Raw genomic sequence first — 20,215 nt, forward strand, 5'->3', positions numbered from 1 at the left:
ACAACTATGTTGCAAAAAGTTTTAATTGCAAACCGTGGTGAAATCGCTTTACGAATTACTCGGGCTTGCAAAACATTAGGAATCAAAACTGTCGGTATCTATTCAGATGCTGATAAAGATTTGATGCATTTACGTTTCGTTGATGAAGCAGTATGTATTGGTCCGGGTGCAAGTAGTGACAGCTATTTAAACATCCCAGCAATTATTACTGCTGCAGAAATTACTGGTGCTGATGCAATTCACCCAGGCTATGGCTTTCTTTCTGAAAATGCCGAGTTTGCCGAAATTGTAGAAAGCTCGGGTTTCACATTTATTGGCCCTCGCCCAGAACATATTCGTTTAATGGGTAACAAGGTTTCTGCAATTGTTGCAATGAAAAAAGCTGGTGTACCTACAGTACCTGGTTGCGACCATGCTGTAACTATCCACAATGCTTTAGCAGAAGCTAAAGAAATCGGTTTCCCGCTCATTGTTAAAGCGGCAGCTGGTGGTGGTGGTCGTGGTATGCGTATTGTTGAGCGCGTAGACACATTACTTGAGTCAGTTCAAGCGGCTCAACGTGATGCAGAAATGTGGTTCGGTGATGACACCGTATACATGGAACGCTTCTTACAAAAACCTCGCCATGTCGAAGTTCAAGTTTTAGGTGATGGTAACGGTCATGCAATCCATTTATATGATCGCGACTGTTCATTACAACGTCGTCATCAAAAAGTTTTAGAAGAAGCTCCTGCTCCAAATCTACCAGAAAAAGCACGTGCTGATATTTTAGAAGCTTGTGTTAACGCATGTCAGTTAATGCAATATCGTGGTGCTGGTACATTTGAGTTCTTGTTCGAAGATGGTGAATTCTTCTTTATCGAAATGAACACTCGTGTTCAGGTTGAGCACCCTGTAACTGAAATGGTTACTGGTGTTGATATCATTGAGCAACAATTACGTATTGCAGCTGGTTTGGGTCTAGAGCTTCAACAAAAAGATATTGAAGTTCGTGGTCATGCTATTGAATGTCGTATTAATGCAGAAGATCCAACAACTTTCTTACCTTCACCAGGTAAAATTGAGAGCTTCTATGCGCCAGGCGGTGCAGGTATTCGTTTAGATTCTCATATCTATCCTGGATATAGTATTCCTCCATACTACGACTCAATGATTGCAAAATTAATTTCTCATGGTAAAGATCGCGAAACTTCGCTTGCTCGTATGCGTCAAGCGTTAGACGAAATGATTCTTACTGGAATTAAAACCAACATTCCTTTGCATAAAGATCTTATCTTGCAAGACAAAAGCTTCTGTGAACAGGCAATGGACATCCATTACCTTGAAAAGCACTTGTTGAAGCAATTGGAAGAAAAGAAGAAAGCTGAAACTGCACAACATGCATAATAAAAAAGCCTCTTAAATAAGAGGCTTTTTTATATCTATTTAGATTTATGGCAACATTCGACGTAAAGTTGCAAAACATTGCTCACCTTTAGCAGTTGAGCAGAAATTAATAGTATGGTCATTTTTCCACTGCACAAAATATTGGGAAACATCACCAGTCTGATCTTGCTGCTGACCAGAGCAATCTACTTTATTATTATCAAACTTAATCTGCATAACTAAAGCAGATAACTGCTCTTTAGGGTCATCAGATGGCTGGTATTCATAAATACCATATGACCATTCCTCACCACTTTTGATCACTACATCATTACTACTGCGGAAGTTATAGTACTCTACACATTTCTTATTATTTGGAATCTCCATTCCCCATAATCCCATAATCTCAGGACGCGTAACAATACGTATAGCATTAGGATTACTTGCAGTTCGAACAGGCTGTTCAGCAGGCTTTTGCGTTGCTGTTTCAGCCATAGCAAAACCAGAAAAAGCTAATAATAATCCCATAATATAAATATTTTTCATAGATTTATTAATCATTAAACGCATGAGTTTAAGTTAGCACATTTTTTTAGAAAAACATTGCTTCATAACCATATAAAAACAATATTTTTCAACCGTAACGAATAAATACTTTCCATAAAACAATTTAGCCACTTAACCACGTAATGTTAACAATGTTAGTGATGTTTCGATTAAGAAGCTGGCTTTTCAATTTGTTTGGGTAACCAAAATACAAAACATAAACCGAATAGCACAACGAGCGCAGCAATCATAAAAATATGCTCACCGGTCAGAGTTTTCCAATAATGACCCGCTAAAATACTTCCAAATGCCACTCCCAATCCCCACATGGTACTGTATAAAGCCTGTCCACGACCTTGTTGTCCTATTGAAAAGTTTTGAAAAATAAGCCGCATTGCAATAAGGTGAAATAGACCAAAACTAAAAGCATGTAAACATTGTGCAAATAGCTGACCTATAAAGTAATGAGAAAAGAGAGCGACTAGCAACCAACGTATGCTGGTTAAAACCAAACATATAGCAACAAGACTACGCCAAGAAAAATATTTGAAGAAAGTAGCCGCACATGCAAACATTACGATTTCAGAGACAACCCCCATTGCCCATAAGAAGCCAATTTCAGTGGTACTATAATTTAAAGATTTTAGAAAGTTGCTATAAAAACTATAAAAAGGGGCATGTGAAAAAAGAAGAATAAATTCAATAGTAAAAAAAGCAGCAACTTCTGGACGCTTTAACACAGGCAATAAAGGTTCTAAATGCTTTTGTGAAGTAGGAGCCCCTTCTGGTTCACGAATCGTAAAAGCCCAAATAAATGCAAGCGATGCTATTATGAGTAATAAAATAGGCAACATAGAAATTGGAATAATTTCTAAAATGGCACCTATAGTAAATACACCTACAATAAATCCAACTGATCCCCATTTTCGAATCTTCCCATAGAGTTTTGCTCTTTGATCACCTAACCAAAATAAGGTTACCCCCTCAAACTGAGCTAAAATTGCATTTTGGAAAAAACTAAAAATAAGCATGAGTAAAGCGACAGATTGAAAGGTATTAGGAACTATAAAAATAGCCAACCATATACAGGCTTCCATCCAAGTTGCCAGTCGCACCAAAAGCATTCTTTTACCAGATTTATCTGCAATCCACCCCCAAACTAAAGGTGCAAAAAATCGTGTCACAATCGCAATAGATGATAAAATTCCGATTTGCTGATAATTAAACCCTTGATCTTGAAGATATAAATTCCAATACGGCATGAATGTACCAACAATGGAATAATAGAAAAAGTAGAATCCACCAAGTCTGGTTTGGATTGTAAGTGATGGGAGCAAGTGATAAACCTTTGTATTTTCAATAGGTTAAAATTTTAGATGGTTGCATATGTATATCTACATTTACCCTCACTTGTAGTTCAACAGTCTACAAACTTAATCTTAAACATTTTGTAGACTGTGCATTAGTTAGACAAAGTAGATATCAACTTACCGACCGTCGCAATTCTATCATTTACATAAAAAACTCATAGTGTTATTCATAATAGAAAATATGGAATTACAAGATTTTCATTTAATAAATATTGATTAAATCTTGTCTTAATTTTCATAAATAAGTGTTTGTCCATCATCGGGTACTTGTACACGGTCAACTGCATTCATTTCATGCAGAATTTGCTTTATTTCATCTCGTTTTACAGGACAGTGATTTAATGCTTCAAGATGATTAGCAATAACATATTTAGGCGAAAGCTCAATAAATTCGCGTACTTCATCTTTCGACATAAGAATCGGCTGTCCCATATCCATTTGCGCTCGTCCCGCAGCAACTACCGCAATATCAGGTCGAAATTTAAGTAAGGCATTTTTAACAGCATGAGTAAGTACGGTATCACCACTAATATATAAAGAAGGTTCATTTGGCAATTCTAAATAGAAGCCACAACCATTCGCCATCAATTTACTAATCCAGCCATGCCCATGGTGCGCCGGTATCGCGACCAATCTTCCACCTAAAAACTCGATTTCTTTCCAGTAATCAATACCTGCCTGAACATTTATTCCATGTTTAGATAAATACGACACATCATTTTGAAAGGAATAAACAGGAATTTGCTTTTGAACAAGAAAGTCCTCGCCCTTTTGATCTAGATGATCAGTATGTTGAAATGCTTTTATTCCAAAAGTTTGGCTATGAGTAATTAAACAATGGGTAACTTTGTTTAATAACTCTTGAGCATTCAAAGGTAGATCAACTAAAGGATTCTTTTTAGCCTTAAAGCGGATGTATGAAAAAGCAGGAAGCGAACCTTTATCACCCAACATCGGATCAATTAAAATAAAATAAGGCCCAGTTTCTATAATAAAAGTTGCACTTCGCAAATGATGAATTTTCATAGATATATAAATTATTTAATTATATAAAATTCAATTATAAACTATGAATTTAATAGAAATTTAATCATTGATAAATTATTTCTCATACTCACCCAAACAAAGGCTTAAGTTTGCCCCATAACCATAAATGAATATATTTTTCGACACTAATTCAATGTAGTCAACATAGCCTACTTCTATCTTCTAATCTATTTATTTAAAAAAGCCTTTCTTACAAGTGCTTAGATATACAAAACACCCTCACCCCCTTAATTATTTTAAAATTTAAGAATAAAGTAGATATACTTCACACCAAAGTTTGTTTGATACCTCTCAACATGCCTCATACCCCTAGCTTTTGGCGTAGTCTTTTCCGTCTTGTGCATATTTATGCTGGTATTTTTATTGCCCCATTTATATTTATTGCGGCGTTTACAGGTCTTCTATATGCAATTACTCCTCAGATAGAACAATCTATCTATAAAGATACACTATATGTTCAGCCTTTAAATAAAGATACCCACTCACTAAGCCAACAGGTTGAGGTAGCAAAAAAAGTGATGCCCGAATCTGCACAAATTACAGAAGTGAGGCCAGCTCCAAGCTCAACACAAACAACACGAGTTATTTTTTCTGATAAGGCTCATCATTTAAATAATGAAGCTGTTTTTGTAGACCCTTATACACTCTCTATAAAAGGTCAACTTACTATATATGGGACCAGTGGAGTACTTCCATTTCGTACATTCTTAGATCAATTACATAGTAATTTATTATTAGGGAAATGGGGTCGTTTTTATAGTGAACTTGCTGCAAGCTGGCTGGGCATTTTAACCCTAACGGGCCTATATAGTTGGTGGAAACGTCGTCAAAATTTTAAAATCAGACAAACATCTAAAAATCGTTTATTAAAATGGCATAGCTCTATCGGCTTGACTCTATTACCACTTTTATTGTTCATTTCGATTACCGGTCTTACATGGTCTCAATGGGCTGGCGATAATATTCGTATCGCTCGTCAATGGTTAAATTGGCAAACACCAACATTATCCACAACTTTAAATAATGCTCCATTACCCCAAATGTCTCATGATGAGCATAAAGAACATCATGGTATGGTCATGGAAACTTCGGATTTAGAGCTCATGCCAACTGAATTCGACTCTGCATTAGCAATTGCTAGGGCAAATGGAATTCATTCAGCCCAAATACAAATCAAACCACCAGTTGATGCAAATCAGGCTTGGACTGTTACTGAACTACAGCGTAAATGGCCAACTCAAGCAGACAGTATAGCGATTGATGTACATCAACATAAAGTCATCGACAAACTGGCTTTTAAAGATTACTCGTTATTTGCAAAACTTACACGCTGGGGGATCGATGCTCATATTGGCGTGTTATTCGGTTGGATCAATCAATTGATACTCGCCTTATATGCTCTTGGGCTATGTATCATGATTATTTATGCATATAAAGCTTGGTTTAAAACGTCTAATTTAAAACTTACGACTAACCATTTTGTTAGCCAAACTTTATTGGTCTGGAAGCGCGCAAGCAATCAACAAAAAATAATCACGGTACTTACACTTATTATTTTAGGAATTAGTTTGCCTATTTTCGGATTTAGCTTATTAATCACACTGTTTATATTGCTAATACGAAAACAAAGCTCTCTACAAACTAAATAAGATTCATAACAAACATACACTTACCAACTCACTATCTGCTTACTTTAAGTGAATAGTGAGTTGGCAAATAATTAATAGGTCACTGTAACAACTATGCTATCTGAGTAGTTACCGGGCGTACTTGAAATAGCGGTTCCTTGTGGAATTTTTCCATATACATTTGAAATTTGACTAGTGCCAGATCCAGTCTTTGACACTCCACCAGAACCACCCACCGTTGTTGTACCACCTGTAGCATCCCACACTGTGCCATAAGCAGAATCTTTGTATAACTGATAAGGAATGTATTGACTACTTCCATTGGTCATACGTCTAAATCCACCGCTTATACGGTTATTGCCGTCACCCAAATAAATGCTATAAGGTGTTCCATTGTTGCAAGTTGCATTAATCGCACCTTGAGCTGTGTAGTCACGACTAGTTGTACCAATATCACTAATATTGCCAAAATCGACATTTGATGTGGAATCTAACTGACAGAAACTTGGTACTACATAGTTAGCTGTAATCATCATATTACCCGAGTCCCAGCCACCGCCACTATCACCCTCACATACACTGCTCGAATTTGCTTGCATGTCCCAAAATACTTGAACGGAGCCAATATAAGTCCCTACGGGATAGGCTGTTAAAGAGCCCGATCTTGCTGGAACTTTAATACTTACTGAGTAACTAATAATATTATTTGGTGCCACCGTAGTAACAGGACCATACCAAACATTGGAAGTTTGATTGGTCGTAGAAGAACCTGCTCCACCTACAGTTGCAATAACCGTATAAGGTAATGAAACATTACTATTTGAAGTAGTTGCTCCAGTAAATACTGTCTTCATGCACATATATCTTGATATTTGAGCATTACTTCCACCACTCGTACAGCGGATATTCCCAGTATAAGTAATAGTAGCATCACTATTAATATTTGCTGCTGTATAATTATAAGAACCAGTTGTGTTTCCACCAATTACTGTACAGGTAGCATGTGCTGAACTAAAAAAAGCATAAAGCACCAATAACAATAAACTAGCTAAAACATACTTTAAAGTAGATGAAAACTTTTTAGCGACCAACCAAGATCTATGACTTACTACACTTACTGACATACATAAGGCCCCAATTTTTTAGCACTGTATTGCTGACTTTCATAAGTGAAATTAACTTGACAGCTACCATGATCAAGAAGATCTATTTCAAGTTTATTTTGCTTTAATAGGTTTGGAATAAATACTTCACCGTCATAGCCCACTACGGCATCTTGTTGCCCATTAATTCGGACGCTATAACCTGGTAATAATGGCGAGTTATTTTTATCTACAACTTTGACTAAGCCCGAAATAACTCGATGAGCACCAAAGTCAACTAAAGTCCCTTGACGATAGCCCACAAGTGCTGTTCGATTGGTCGTTGTCAGATCCCATTCCAGTGGTAAATAAGATGGGTCTAGATAGATATGATGAGATTGATACGGTCTTAAATTCGCAATTAAGAATCTTCCTGACTTATCTGTCTCTCCTAAATTTACTCCACCATTTATAATTTGGCTTTTCGGTCCAGCATTGGTGACAACAGCATAACCATCTCCAATTTCATTGGCCGCAAATATACGGCCTGCTGCTGCAACTAAAGATCCTGTCGCTGAAAGTGCAACTTGGTCATTATCTCCAATTCGGTTATAGCGACCTGTCAGGTACGCAGCTCGTGCTCGGTAAGAGCCATAGACCGATGCATTGTTAGCATGTGCATCTTGATCTCGTTCAACATAACCACCCCATCCAAATGAACCAATTTGCGGATCTGTAAATCCATTGATTTCTTGCCTGTAGGTTGTTTTACCACTGTCATTAGATACACTTGTAATTGCATTGACTCTGGTAGATGGTGTATAGCGCAGCGCAAAGTAAATGCCATAGTCCTTATGGTTTTCATAGTCTTTATAAGCTGAACTATAAAAGCCCCAGTTCTTGTTTAAACTTCCGCTTAAGTTGGCAGACAGTAACTTATACGAGTGATCACTGTATTTGATCTGGTTATAGCCGACATAAACACCATAGCCCGTATAAAAGTTATAGTTAATCCCTGCCCTAATAATCTCGTCTGCCAGCGCGCTGTAGTTTAAATAGTTTTGTGATTCAGCATTAAGCTGATTTTCTTTTAAATATCGAATTTGAGATACACGGGCAAGATCAAAGTAGTTATCAAATACTTTGCGGTAACTGGTATTAAACGAAATATTCTTGCTGATACGCCCTTCTAATCCAACCAAGGCAGAATAGCCGTTTTCATCTTTATACTGACTCGCTGCAATGTCAGCATTAATCACCCCAACACCAAACAGGTTCTTAGCAAAGCCTGTTCCAACGTTGGAAAGACCATCTGTGGAAGCTTCTACACCACCACTTAAGGTCAGTGAGTTGCTATAACCATAACGAATTGCACCAGAGGCAAAGGTGGCATCATCATAATCGTTTGAGTACAGTCCGTAGTTATAACGCGGAACCCCAACATCGACTGAAAACTCATTGATACCTTTTGCCAAAATCTTCGATGAAAAGTAGTAAGGTTTTTTAGTAATGGTTTGCTGACCTGTTGCATCAGTTGTTACCAGTGTGACTTCATTTCCTGAAATAAATGGAAGCTGCTTAACATCAAATGGGCCTGAAGGCACTAGACCTGAATAAATCTTTTGCTGGTTAACGTATAAGTCCAGTGTAGAAGGTAGCGCCGCTGAACCGGAAAACTGTGGCAGCGCAGAAGTAACAATATCACCACGCTGAGTATAGGCACTCGACCACTGCAAACCGGCAAGACGCACACTACTGCCCCAGTCAGAACTATTAGAAATAAAGTCACCTAGGGTATATATCCTAACTTTTTCAGGATCTACATATTGCCACTTGCTCTCTAAGCGCACCCACTTCTCATGGCTATAACTGTTTTCATTACTACCATTGTATAAAACGCCTGATGAAAAATTACCAAGCGCGCTGTTAAAAATTCCTTCTGCCGAACCTGAGAAAATACTCTCATTATTAGTAATGGTGTGATACATGCTGTAATTCAGAATTGCAGCATTTAAAGGTTTCATTTTTAGTAAGTTGGTGTTTGTAGTCGGTTGACCAGTTAAGTCAACAGAATAGTCACTCAACATACTCGCAGGAACTTGTAAGTTTAGAGACTGCTCATTTTCCAGATACTTAAACTGGACTCCTTTCAGTTCATTAATACATACCCATTGGCTGTCAGGGATATGTTCATCCATTTCCAGTCTTAAGGCTTTTAAGTCATGGACGCGTATATATAATTTTCTATCTTGATCTTGATGTACCGATATTAAGTCGGTAGAAGTATTAGAATTGATAGAAATATTTAAAAATAGTTGTATATAGCCTTTATCTGAACCAGAGGTCTGAAAAGCGGCGTTTGAAACTTCCGGAATATTAGGCAAAGCGGCATTAGTGTTGTCTTGTAATGATTCAGCAAAAGCATGAACCGGCAAGTACATAACACACAAAGCACTTACGAGATATTTCATATGTGCCTCGTTAAAGAGATGCTGGCTTACCGTTAATATTCAATGAAATATTATATTTATGATCAGCTTGGAATTTAAAATCCGGGCTAATATTAAAGTTTCTTGATTTTCCGGAAAGAATATAACCATTTACAGTATTTAGTTTAATCGGGTAACTTTTATTAGAAGTAGTATCTACAAGTGTTAAATTATTTAAAAGCGCATGGCGATTGCCAACATTACTAATAGTAAGATAAGCACTACTTTGTTCTTGCTGTATTGACCAACTCAGTTTAGTCATCGCATCTTTATTCACTACAAATACAGGTAATGATGAGCGAAGTAATACATTTACACCTTGAGATGCTTTACGACTATCGATAGGTTTTGGTAATTCATCAAGAATAATACGATAAGTTTTTTCACCAGAAATTGGTTCTGGCTTAATACGGACTACACGCAAATTATAAGAATCATTAGGTTTTAATTTTAAGAAAGGTGGACTAACTGCAATATCATCTGTTGGAATTAATTGATCTTGCCCAGCATTTTGAGTCCATTCAAATATACGTATTTGTAAGTCAGCACTTTCGTTCGACTGGTTATATAAGCTAATTGAGGATGCAGATTGATCACTCAATATTTCAACATTCACAGGAGAAAGACGTATTGAGGCAGCATTTAACATACTAGGCAAAAATAACAATAAACTTGTAGCAACAAAGATATTTTTTTTCATAACTTGCCCAGAATTACTTTTCTCAAATTAAGCTAGAGCTAGCTCTTACAAAAGAGCTAGCGACAACAATGAACAGAACTTATTTAAAATTAATAAGTCACAGTCACAGTTACTGTATCAACATAGCTACCAGCGCTTGGCAAAGCTGAGCCAGCAGGGATACGGCCATATACGTTCACTGTTTGTACTGTACCAGTGCCTGTACCGCTATAAGCTGTTGTTGCAATACCAATTGCTGTTGCACGGTTAGTATCTGAGAAAAGGTTATAAGGGATATATTCGTTACTTGTTGCTCCTCCAATCATACGGCGTTGAGTAGTCTGAGCATTTTTACCTGCGTCAAACGCCAAAGTCCATGGCACAGTGTTGTTACAAAGGACTTTAATTGCAGTACCACCTGTAGTAGTCGTGTCTGCATCTACATTGCTCGCAAGAGAACTCAAAGTACCGAAGTCTAAGATTGCATTTGCAGTTGTGCCTGTAGCTGAAGTATTAAGTACACAGCTATTCGTAATAGTGGCTTTAACAGTTAATGTACCAGTAGCCGTTGCAGCATTTGCAGCGGTGATAGACATTAAACCCATAGCAATTGCAGATAAACCGATGAGAGATTTTTTCATGATTGAAAACCTTTTTACATTACGCCAATAAGAATTAATAGATGTAAAAACTAGCCTTCCCCAATCCAATCACTAGCTTCTTTGACTGTTTTTTCAAAGCGTCTTTTTTTTTACTCTACTGTGCGCGCATCATACAAAAAAACAACAAAAATATAGCTATTCATTTCATTTTAAATATCTATTAACAAGTTAAATTTCGATGGATTTCTCAATTATAAGTATTTATATGGTATGTACCACTTTTTAAAGAAATTTCCGGTAATTTTATTTAATTTTTTATTAGTTTTATTAAAAAATCAAAAAAAATTCATTAGTTAAATTTTACCATCATTTTTTATATTTTATTATTTTCAGAACTAATATTAGATTAAAAGATTAAAAAATAGGCATTTTTTTAATTCTATATATTTTAAATGAATAAGAAATTAAAATTTAATGAATAAGAATTCTAAGAGTTTAGAATATGCTTTGATTGATTTCCTTAACTTTAGAACAAGATAAAATTATTGATAAAGAAAGACATACTTGCTTAAGTATTCCTAAATACCAAATGAAAAATGAACCCCAACACCCCACCTACCATCGCAAAGCTAAGCTGAACATAAGCCTTTCCGTACCAAGCCAACTTATTAAATGGATAATTTTCACTATATGCATCAATGATCAAAATATTTTTTATGTCCCAAGTATGAAATCCTTTAGGTCTTACAGCAAAAAAATCAAGAATAGGTGTGAAGCCTAAAATAAATAAAATACCTAATAAGGGATAGACAATACTTCCTGGAAAAATAGGTTTCTTTTTTCGTTCCATAGCATCAAAAATAATAGCAACTGCAACTAGACAAGATTCAACTAAAGCAACTTTTTTAAAAGTTTCAAAATCATAACCTAGATAAAACATTAAAACTAATAAAAATACATCAGTAAAAAAAACAGAAATTGTTAATAATTTCCAGCTCATTCCAATTCCCTACTTAATTTTTAGAGTGCTATATAGTTGTAATAAGATCGGTCTAAAATACTATATCAATCTACAAATATTACCAAAAAACAAATCTAAAAAATATCAGATCAACAAGTCAAAATTTACACTTACGATCAAATTACAAGCAAACAAGGCTCTAAGAGCCTAGCTAAATATTTAAGAAAACAGCAATAAACATAAAAAAACAATTTTTTATAATATTAAAGCTCTGGTTAAAAAATTATTTCTGTAATTATTCACATATTTAAAATCAATAAACGCTCATCTTAAAAGTATAATATATAAATATTAATAGACTTATTTCTAATCTAAAACTTAATAATATCTAAAATATCCAAATTTTAAAAAATGAGTAAATAGTGCTCTGGTCATATAAGAATACTAAACTTTTTAATCTTAAGCATCATCGACTACTTTTGATCTCCACCTTATTGAAACTAACAATTCCATACTTGTAGTTTAAGTTGCTTCTTGGCAAGGTATCTACCAGTAAAACATTAGGAATTTGTTCACATATGGCGAGTCCAGCACAAATTATTCGACATAAATTTCTCAATACATTTTTTTCACGCCATTCTCTCTGGTTCTTATGTATTTTTACTGCACTTAGCATCACTTGGTTCAGAATTGTATATACCCCACATAGTATCTATTATTTTATTTCTGATACTTTACTCAACGGATTATGGGTGCTTACAGGTGTATTAAGTCTAGTAGGCTTATATGATGTATTACAGAATAGGCACTCTATCTTAAGAAATTACCCGATCATGGGCCATTTTCGTTTTCTATTTGAAGACATACGTCCTGAAATTCGCCAATATTTCATTGAAGCCGATCAAGATGCACTACCCTTCTCGCGCATGCAAAGAAGTTTAGTTTATCAACGTGCTAAAAATGAAAATGCAGACAAACCTTTTGGTTCAATTATTAACGTATATCAAGAAGATTACCGATTTATTGTTCATTCAATTAGCCCATGTCCACCGGCAGACCCAAAGAGCTTTCGGATTCAAATTGGTAATAGCCAATGCCTTCAACCGTATAGCGCTTCTATTATGAATATTTCTGCCATGAGTTTCGGTAGTTTAAGCGCAAATGCAATACGCGCATTAAACAAAGGAGCACAATTAGGCGGGTTTTATCACGATACAGGTGAAGGTAGCCTCAGTCCTTATCATTTAGAAAATGGTGGTGATATTGTTTGGCAAATTGCCAGTGGCTATTTTGGTTGCCGTACTTTAGATGGAAAATTTGACGAGCAAAAATTTGCTAAACAATCTCAACTACCACAAATCAAGATGATTGAGTTAAAGCTTTCACAAGGTGCTAAACCCGGGCATGGCGGCATTTTACCTAAGCATAAAATTACTGCTGAAATTGCCGAAATTCGTGGTGTCTCACGGGATCACGATTGTATTTCTCCAGCAAAACATTCAAGTTTTTCTACACCAATTGAAATGATGCAGTTCTTACAAAAGTTGCGCACATTATCTGGCGGAAAACCTGTTGGTTTTAAACTATGTATTGGGCAACCTTGGCAGTTTATGAGTATTGTAAAAGCCATGCTTGAAACAAAAACTGTTCCTGATTTTATTGTAGTAGATGGTTCTGAAGGTGGAACTGGCGCAGCGCCAATTGAGTTTAGTGATTATATTGGAACACCGTTACGTGAAGGCCTACGTTTTGTACATAATACACTTGTAGGTGCAGGGTTAAGAGACCAAGTTAAAATTGGTGCAAGTGGTAAAATTATTAGTGCATTTGATATTGCTAGCACATTTGCACTAGGTGCAGATTGGGTCAATTCAGCACGAGGATTCATGTTCGCAGTTGGATGTATTCAAGCTCAAAGTTGTCATACCAACCAATGTCCTGTAGGTGTAGCAACCCAAGATAAAGACCGTCAAAAAGCCCTCCATGTACCTACCAAAGCAGAGCGCGTATTTAATTTCCATAAAAATACATTACATGCTTTATCCGAAATGATTGCTGCTGCCGGTTTACGTCATCCTTCGGATATTAAAGCCCATCACTTGGCACAACGTGTAAATGACCGTGAAATTAAGAATTATGCTCAATTGCACTTTTTCTTAAAAGACGGAGAGCTTTTGCAATCTGAACTTAATAATGATGGTGATAATTTTTATTACCGAATGTGGAATATGGCTGATGCCAATCATTTTTAATTTATATTAACTTGATAATTTGAGCATCATAGTTAAGTGTGATGCTCTTTTCTATTTTAAACTTATATGTAATTTCTACTTAAATTAGTTTCTTATTTTAGTTTGTATTTAATGTATTTTTCACCTACTATTAAAGTATAAATAATATACATGCTTTAATTTTATTAAATAAATATCCTCAAATTGTTATAACAAGAAGGTGTATTCTCATGTTAAAGAAAACATTCATTTCATCTTTTGTCGCATTGGCTGTAGGGTTAAGTAGCTATGCAGTTGCTTGTACACGTGCAGTTTATTTAGGCAATAATCAACATGTTATTACTGCCCGCTCGATGGACTGGAAGGTTGATACGGGTACGAATTTATGGATTTTGCCAAGTGGTGTTGCCCGCGATGGAAGTGCAGGATCTAAATCAATAAAATGGACTTCTAAGTATGGCAGCGTTATTGCAACCGGTTACGAAGTCTCTACGACTGATGGAATGAATGAAGCTGGTTTAGTTGCAAATGTCTTATGGCTAGTTGAATCTCAATATCCTGATGTAAAAAAATCAAATAAACCACTGTTAAGTATTGCCGCTTGGGCACAATATGTTCTTGATAATTTCGCAACTGTAGATGAGGCTGTGAAAGCGCTTGAGAAAGAACCTTATACAATTGTGACAGATAGCGTTCCAGGTGAAACGAGATTAACGACACTACATTTATCTATTTCAGATAAAACAGGTGATAGCGCAATTATTGAATACATTGGTGGCAAACAAGTTATTCACCACAGCCGAAGTTATCAAATCATGACTAACTCACCTACTTTTGATAAACAATTGGCATTGGCAGAATATTGGAAACAAATTGGTGGTACCGTTATGCTTCCTGGTACAAACCGAGCTTCTGACCGTTTTGCTCGCGCTTCATTCTATATCAATGCAATTCCTAAAAATGATGATATGAAACAAGCACAGGCTTCTGTATTTAGCGTGATTCGTAATGCATCGGTTCCATACGGTTTAAACACACAAGAAGAGCCTAATATTTCATCGACTCGCTGGAGAACTGTTGCAGACCATAAACAGATGCTTTATTTTTTTGAGTCAGCCTTATCACCAAATGTATTTTGGGTTGACTTAAAGAAAATAAATTTTAAAGACGGTAAAACGCGAAGACTTGATCTTGGACCTGAGCAGAGCCATATCTATGCGGGTGACGCGACATCTGAATTTAAAGTTACGAAACCATTTGCTTTTTTAAGTCCAAAAACTTTTTAATGAGGGGTAAAATTTATCATCTTTAAGATAAATAACATTAAACGTGCTTTCTTGGAATTACATTATGAAAAAAGCCCTATTTTTATTAGGTACTTGTTTACTTACAGCAGCTTGTAGCACAACCTCGTATAAGTCTAATACCACGACAGCAACATCTGAGCTAAAAACAGCTGGTCAGCTTAATTGCTTACCTACAGAACTTTGTCCAAGCTTACTGGTTAAATGGAATGAAAAACAGAAAAATCAAGTTCGTGTAGATGTTCATTTAAGTAGCAGTTACAACTTCTATGATATTAATTCGTTAGTATTTGATATCGATGGAAAGCAGTTTAGTTATAAACCAGCTCAAGCTACTGAGAAAACGAATGTTAGTCGACTTGTTCCTAAGCACTCGACAACTTACTTTATTATTCCAAGTCAATTCTTACAGGAATTTAAAAATGCTCAAAACATTAATGTTCTAGTTAAAACTGACAAAGGTATTATTGAGCGCAATATGTATTCTCCGCAGAAACAATCTTCGGTCTATAAAAACTTCGTTGAGCTTTATCAGAGTTTAAAATAATCATCTGATTTAATTAACTGATGCACTCAATCTATTGACTAGATTGAGTGCATTACTTTTTTAATAATAAAAATGCTTTGGCTTTGCATGCAAAAAGGCTGGAATCAAACCTGTTAAAGCTGCACGTATATCTGCACGCTCATTAATTAATTGATGAGACCCCTCTTCAAGCATTAATAAGGTTTGAAGCCTAAACTTACGGCGAATAAACTCAATGTTATAACGCCAATCTACTGTTTGATCTAATGCACCTTGCGCCAACCAGACAGGAATACGACAAGCAGGTCGTTCTTCCATTTCCTGCATCCATTTCGACATTGCCAAAATCCAGTCCATACCCATCATGCGTGGCTGCAATGGATCTTTTAAACGAATAAAACGTAAGAATTCAGGATTATGATTATTACGTCTAAAGTGTCTTGGTACTTGGCGTTTAATGCGGCGAATAATGCCAAGTCCCACTGGATTATGCCACCATGCTGTTTTAGCTGGGCGAATTAAAGGTGAAAGTAATAAAACTCTATCAACAATTGGATCTTGGCGTTTTTCTGCATACTCAAGCAAATGATGCATCCAAATTGCACCACCCGTACTTTGACCTATTCCTACCCAAGGCTTAGGTAACTGATCTGCGTGTTTAACATATCGATAAACAGCCATCAGAACCTGTTGGTAATGATCAAAATTTTGAATACTTGCTGGTGAACCATTACTTAAACCATGACCAGGTAAGTCATAGGTAATTACACTAAAACCCTGTTCAAGTATTTCACGAATAATCGGCTGATATATTCCACTATGTTCAAGATAACCATGTAATAAACAGACAGTTCCTTGTACTTTGTCTAATTTAGGCTTAAAAACTTGAACATGTAGACGGAATAAAGGCATTTGGACATAGCCTTGCCAGTGATCACAGTCGAGTAAATGTAAACCGTATAATTTTCGATATGCTAAAAGTTCACGAGAAGGTTCTTCTAATGTATTTAAATTAAGAGGACTTAAAACTTGCGGAGTGAGATCACGGTTAGGCACCGGTAAATCTAATTGTTTTAATACGGCAGGATTGAGAAATGGGATCTCAGACATTAAGGCACCTCTCGACAATCACTTGAACCAAATAGCATGTCACGAATTGTCGCAAGTAATTCATAATTTGCACGACGACTATGATCGTAGTTTTGTACACTCGGTTGCCAACGTGTAAGTGCTGTTGGCATTGGGGCAATAACAGGAATCGTTTCGATACCATTCAAAGCAAATAAGCGACGTGTACGCGGCATATGATATTCATCTGTGACTAACATTACCGTAGGAGCACCACCTTTCTTTTGAAGCAGTAACGAACTAAAACGAGTATTTTCACAAGTATTCATACTTTTTTGTTCTAATAACTTTGCATCGACCCCACGCTTTTTTAGCCATGCCTGCATATAAGGTGCCTCAACACCACTCAACACAATCGGTAGGTCATTTTGTTGCTCAACTTCTAACGTTTTTTCCAGTCTTAAACGTGTATAACTATTAACTACAATGTCTTTGCCATTTTTATCTAAAGTTAAACCACCACCTAACACCACAATTGCGTAAGGTTCTGACAGTTTTTTGGGCTGAGGTTGAAGTGGATTTTTACTGACATCTTCAACTTTCTGCTCAGGCTCGCTTACCGCTTTTTGATGCTCGGGTAATACAGGTTTTCTTGCCAAAAACTCTGTGTATTGTTCTGTAAGCGCTTTATTTTCTGAGCTGTTAATAAAAAGTGCTTCATCAATAGGACCACTTGTTTCATCAGCTGCATCTATTTCTGAGTTTTTAGCAACTAAAGGAACACTTACAGCTGAAGTTTCTTGCTCTTCTTCTATTTCTTGTTCTTTTTCTTCTAAAAGAATAATTTGCTGCAAAGCTTTATAGTTTTCTTGTATGTAGCCCAAATCTGCTGCTTTTTTCTCACGTAAAGCATCTTCGGTCAACTTTAAATAAGCTTGACGAGCAATCCATAAATTTGAACCTGGCTCTAAGTTATCATGTTCACTTAAGGCAGCTTTTCTCTGGCTTTCCGCAGCCACTTCATTCACATCTACAGGCACAAAATAGTTAAGCCCAGCTACAATAAGTTTTGAATAAAATGGTGAATATAAAAAAACTACGAAACAGCCTAATAGTACAAATAGCACAGTGACTACTTGTACAAAACGTACCATTAAATGTACTTTTGGCATAAAACTATTCCGTATGATTTTCAATTAAACCTAAACTGTTATAAAGCACAGGTTCAGGTTCTAACATAACATGGAAATGCTGATCAACATCATGCTGTACAGCCTGATAAGTTTTCTTCACATCAGCAAGAGATGCATTGGCATAATTCACCAAAACCAATGCTTGTTTGTGAAACATACCCACCACACCCAACTGCTTACCTTTCCAACCTGCTTGATCAATTAACCAACCAGCTGCAATTTTAACGTTACCGTTAGCTTGAGGATAATGTGGAATTGTTGAAAATTGTGTGATTAAACGTTCAAATTCTTGCTCATTTACTATTGGGTTTTTAAAGAAACTTCCTACATTTGGATATTCTTTAGGATCAGGAAGTTTACTTTGTCGAATGTTAATAACCTGATTTTGTAAATTTTCAGCAGTTAGATTGTCTCCAACTGCCTGCTTTAAATCACCATAATTTAACTTTAAATGAGGCTGCTTAGGTAATTTAAAGGTGACATGCGTAATGATGTAGCGTGTCGGATCATCTTTAAAAATGCTATGTCTATAAGAAAAATGACAGTCTGCTGCTAAAATTGATTTGATCTCTTTAAACTGTCGGTCATAGACTTGCACTGACTCAATGAACTCACCAACTTCAACGCCATAAGCACCAATGTTCTGTACTGGTGAAGCACCAACTAATCCAGGAATAAGTGCTAAATTTTGCAATCCATACCAGTTCTGCTTAGTACTATATAAAACAAAATCGTGCCAAACCTGCCCTGCACCTACTTTAACTTGAACAAAATCCTGATTTTCAGATAAAACTTCTATACCTTGAATGTCAAGATGTATAACTAGCGCATTAATCTGCTGCGGCAACAACATATTACTACCGCCAGACAAAACAAGTACGTTTAACTCATGCTGTTTAGCAAAATCCAAAGCAGCTTTAATATCTTCGATAGACGTGATTTTAGTGTAATGAGATGCTGTCACATCTAAACTTAAAGTATTGAATGGCTTAAGCTGTACTTGATTTTGAATTTGCATTGTATTGAAAAACCTATTCCTAAACATTCAACTGTTTTTTTAAAATATTAACCCACGCTAAAGTACTTGATTCACATTGGTCAAGTACACGCTCAAAGCCTTCCTCACCACCATAATAAGGATCAGGTAAAGCTTGTTTTGGATATTGCGGATCATGCTCACTCATTAATGCAATTTTTGCTCGAATTTGATGACTGCCAAATTGAAATATAGCGTTTTGTAGCAAATCATGAATATCTTCAAAATTTTGATGATCCATTGCCAAAATCAAATCAAAATCTAAAAAATCTCGAGTTGAAAGTTGTCTAGCACGTAAAGATGACAAATCATAGCCTCTTTTTTTAGCATGCATTTGGCTACGCTGATCAGGCGCTTTATTTGGATGATAATTACTCGTTCCAGCCGAATCGACGATTACATTGAGTTGATGCTTATCACAATAATGTCTGAAAACCACTTCAGCGGTGGGTGAGCGGCAAATATTTCCTAAACAGACACATAAAACCTTATATTGTGTTTCCATTAGAAATTAGTTCCAAACATTTGAATTACATAAAAATAAACAGATTGCTTGCAAAGTTATTGCAAAATTCCCACAAGCTACAAATCTGGCCAAGTCTTTCTTGACCCTAATGTCCTGTTGCATTTTGTCAAAACTCAGTTGGGTTGAAAAGGAAAATAATGTTTATCAATAGATTAAAAGTTGATAAATCAGGCGATAAACTCGCTAAACTTTTATTTTGAATTTAATTAGAGATAGCAATCATATTTTGAATAAAATCATATTCAATTATAAAAGCCCTACTCATAGGGCTTTAGATAAATCATTTTTCTGAACTCATTAACTCGATCATTTCCTTCGTTGGCCTTAAGCTACCTAATTGCCACTGCTCAGGTGGATATTCATCAATACGAATCCAGACATGTTCCCGAAAAGCAGGATTACCTTTACCTTCTATTTCTACAAATAAGTCTGTTATGCGTTTAAAAAGTTCGGCCTTACTGTCTTTATCGAGTAAACCTTCTATAGTTTGTATATTTATAAATGGCATAATGCTACCTGAATTAACTCTAGGTCTAAATTAAAGACTCATCCTAATTGGAGC

18 protein-coding genes are annotated in these 20,215 nt (G+C 36.0%); 5 read left to right on the forward strand and 13 right to left on the reverse strand.

Annotated elements, in window-relative coordinates:
• Positions 1 to 6 precede the first annotated feature (6 nt).
• On the forward strand, positions 7 to 1,386 hold the full coding sequence (gene accC, locus AC056_RS08745) for an acetyl-CoA carboxylase biotin carboxylase subunit (RefSeq protein ID WP_077163364.1): 1,380 nt from the start codon (positions 7 to 9) through the stop codon (positions 1,384 to 1,386).
• Between the two features lie 45 nt (positions 1,387 to 1,431).
• Here the strand turns inward: accC and AC056_RS08750 are convergent, their stop codons facing one another.
• The 3 genes from AC056_RS08750 to AC056_RS08760 all read right to left on the reverse strand — a co-directional run bounded on the left by AC056_RS08750 (position 1,432) and on the right by AC056_RS08760 (position 4,307).
• Positions 1,432 to 1,935, reverse strand: a complete 504-nt coding sequence (locus AC056_RS08750; RefSeq protein ID WP_004701120.1) for a hypothetical protein — start codon at positions 1,933 to 1,935, stop codon at positions 1,432 to 1,434.
• Positions 1,936 to 2,081: 146 nt separating this feature from the next.
• Entirely contained in the window at positions 2,082 to 3,248 is a 1,167-nt protein-coding gene (locus AC056_RS08755) for an MFS transporter (protein WP_213033479.1), read from the reverse strand.
• Positions 3,249 to 3,509: 261 nt separating this feature from the next.
• The gene (locus tag AC056_RS08760) at positions 3,510 to 4,307 is read right to left on the reverse strand and encodes an MBL fold metallo-hydrolase (RefSeq protein ID WP_077163365.1); all 798 of its coding nucleotides are present in this window, start codon (positions 4,305 to 4,307) and stop codon (positions 3,510 to 3,512) included.
• A gap of 317 nt (positions 4,308 to 4,624) precedes the next feature.
• On the opposite strand from AC056_RS08760, the gene AC056_RS08765 reads away from it, so the two are divergent.
• Positions 4,625 to 5,977 carry a PepSY-associated TM helix domain-containing protein gene (locus AC056_RS08765; protein WP_077163366.1) on the forward strand — a complete coding sequence of 451 codons (1,353 nt, stop codon included), beginning with the start codon at positions 4,625 to 4,627 and terminating at the stop codon, positions 5,975 to 5,977.
• A gap of 71 nt (positions 5,978 to 6,048) precedes the next feature.
• On the opposite strand, the gene AC056_RS08770 is transcribed toward AC056_RS08765, so the two are convergent.
• From AC056_RS08770 to AC056_RS08790, 5 genes are all read right to left on the reverse strand, one after another.
• Positions 6,049 to 7,080 (reverse strand): spore coat U domain-containing protein, encoded by a 1,032-nt coding sequence (locus tag AC056_RS08770; protein ID WP_077163367.1) that lies wholly within the window; start codon positions 7,078 to 7,080, stop codon positions 6,049 to 6,051.
• On the reverse strand, positions 7,071 to 9,479 hold the full coding sequence (locus tag AC056_RS08775; RefSeq protein WP_081410803.1) for a fimbria/pilus outer membrane usher protein: 2,409 nt from the start codon (positions 9,477 to 9,479) through the stop codon (positions 7,071 to 7,073). The genes AC056_RS08770 and AC056_RS08775 overlap by 10 nt, the downstream gene beginning before the upstream one ends.
• Positions 9,480 to 9,519: 40 nt before the next feature.
• Positions 9,520 to 10,227, reverse strand: a complete 708-nt coding sequence (locus AC056_RS08780) for a molecular chaperone (protein ID WP_077163369.1) — start codon at positions 10,225 to 10,227, stop codon at positions 9,520 to 9,522.
• Between the two features lie 89 nt (positions 10,228 to 10,316).
• Positions 10,317 to 10,847 carry a spore coat U domain-containing protein gene (locus AC056_RS08785; RefSeq protein WP_213033480.1) on the reverse strand — a complete coding sequence of 177 codons (531 nt, stop codon included), beginning with the start codon at positions 10,845 to 10,847 and terminating at the stop codon, positions 10,317 to 10,319.
• A gap of 529 nt (positions 10,848 to 11,376) precedes the next feature.
• On the reverse strand, positions 11,377 to 11,808 hold the full coding sequence (locus AC056_RS08790) for a hypothetical protein (protein ID WP_077163370.1): 432 nt from the start codon (positions 11,806 to 11,808) through the stop codon (positions 11,377 to 11,379).
• A gap of 539 nt (positions 11,809 to 12,347) precedes the next feature.
• Between AC056_RS08790 and AC056_RS08795 the strand changes: the two genes are divergently transcribed.
• The 3 genes from AC056_RS08795 to AC056_RS08805 all read left to right on the forward strand — a co-directional run bounded on the left by AC056_RS08795 (position 12,348) and on the right by AC056_RS08805 (position 15,851).
• Complete coding sequence (locus tag AC056_RS08795) at positions 12,348 to 14,021, forward strand: FMN-binding glutamate synthase family protein (protein WP_077163371.1); 1,674 nt, start codon at positions 12,348 to 12,350, stop codon at positions 14,019 to 14,021.
• 209 nt (positions 14,022 to 14,230) lie between these two features.
• On the forward strand, positions 14,231 to 15,286 hold the full coding sequence (locus tag AC056_RS08800) for a linear amide C-N hydrolase (protein ID WP_077163372.1): 1,056 nt from the start codon (positions 14,231 to 14,233) through the stop codon (positions 15,284 to 15,286).
• Between the two features lie 61 nt (positions 15,287 to 15,347).
• Entirely contained in the window at positions 15,348 to 15,851 is a 504-nt protein-coding gene (locus tag AC056_RS08805) for a hypothetical protein (RefSeq protein WP_077163460.1), read from the forward strand.
• A 60-nt stretch (positions 15,852 to 15,911) separates the two neighbouring features.
• On the opposite strand, the gene AC056_RS08810 is transcribed toward AC056_RS08805, so the two are convergent.
• The 5 genes from AC056_RS08810 to AC056_RS08830 form a co-directional block, all read right to left on the reverse strand.
• A complete protein-coding gene (locus AC056_RS08810) occupies positions 15,912 to 16,940 on the reverse strand; it encodes an alpha/beta hydrolase (protein WP_004701095.1) in 1,029 nt (342 codons plus the stop codon).
• Positions 16,940 to 18,070 (reverse strand): YdcF family protein, encoded by a 1,131-nt coding sequence (locus AC056_RS08815; protein ID WP_077163373.1) that lies wholly within the window; start codon positions 18,068 to 18,070, stop codon positions 16,940 to 16,942. Before AC056_RS08815 ends, AC056_RS08810 begins: the two co-directional genes overlap by 1 nt.
• A gap of 4 nt (positions 18,071 to 18,074) precedes the next feature.
• A complete protein-coding gene (gene murB, locus AC056_RS08820; protein ID WP_077163374.1) occupies positions 18,075 to 19,109 on the reverse strand; it encodes a UDP-N-acetylmuramate dehydrogenase in 1,035 nt (344 codons plus the stop codon).
• Positions 19,110 to 19,128: 19 nt separating this feature from the next.
• Positions 19,129 to 19,632 (reverse strand): low molecular weight protein-tyrosine-phosphatase, encoded by a 504-nt coding sequence (locus AC056_RS08825; protein WP_004701092.1) that lies wholly within the window; start codon positions 19,630 to 19,632, stop codon positions 19,129 to 19,131.
• 301 nt (positions 19,633 to 19,933) lie between these two features.
• The gene (locus tag AC056_RS08830; RefSeq protein WP_077163375.1) at positions 19,934 to 20,161 is read right to left on the reverse strand and encodes a tautomerase family protein; all 228 of its coding nucleotides are present in this window, start codon (positions 20,159 to 20,161) and stop codon (positions 19,934 to 19,936) included.
• Positions 20,162 to 20,215 lie beyond the last annotated feature (54 nt).

The sequence above is a fragment of the Acinetobacter genomosp. 33YU genome (assembly GCF_001990725.1).
In the GTDB taxonomy this organism is placed as follows: Bacteria; Pseudomonadota; Gammaproteobacteria; order Pseudomonadales; family Moraxellaceae; genus Acinetobacter; species Acinetobacter seifertii.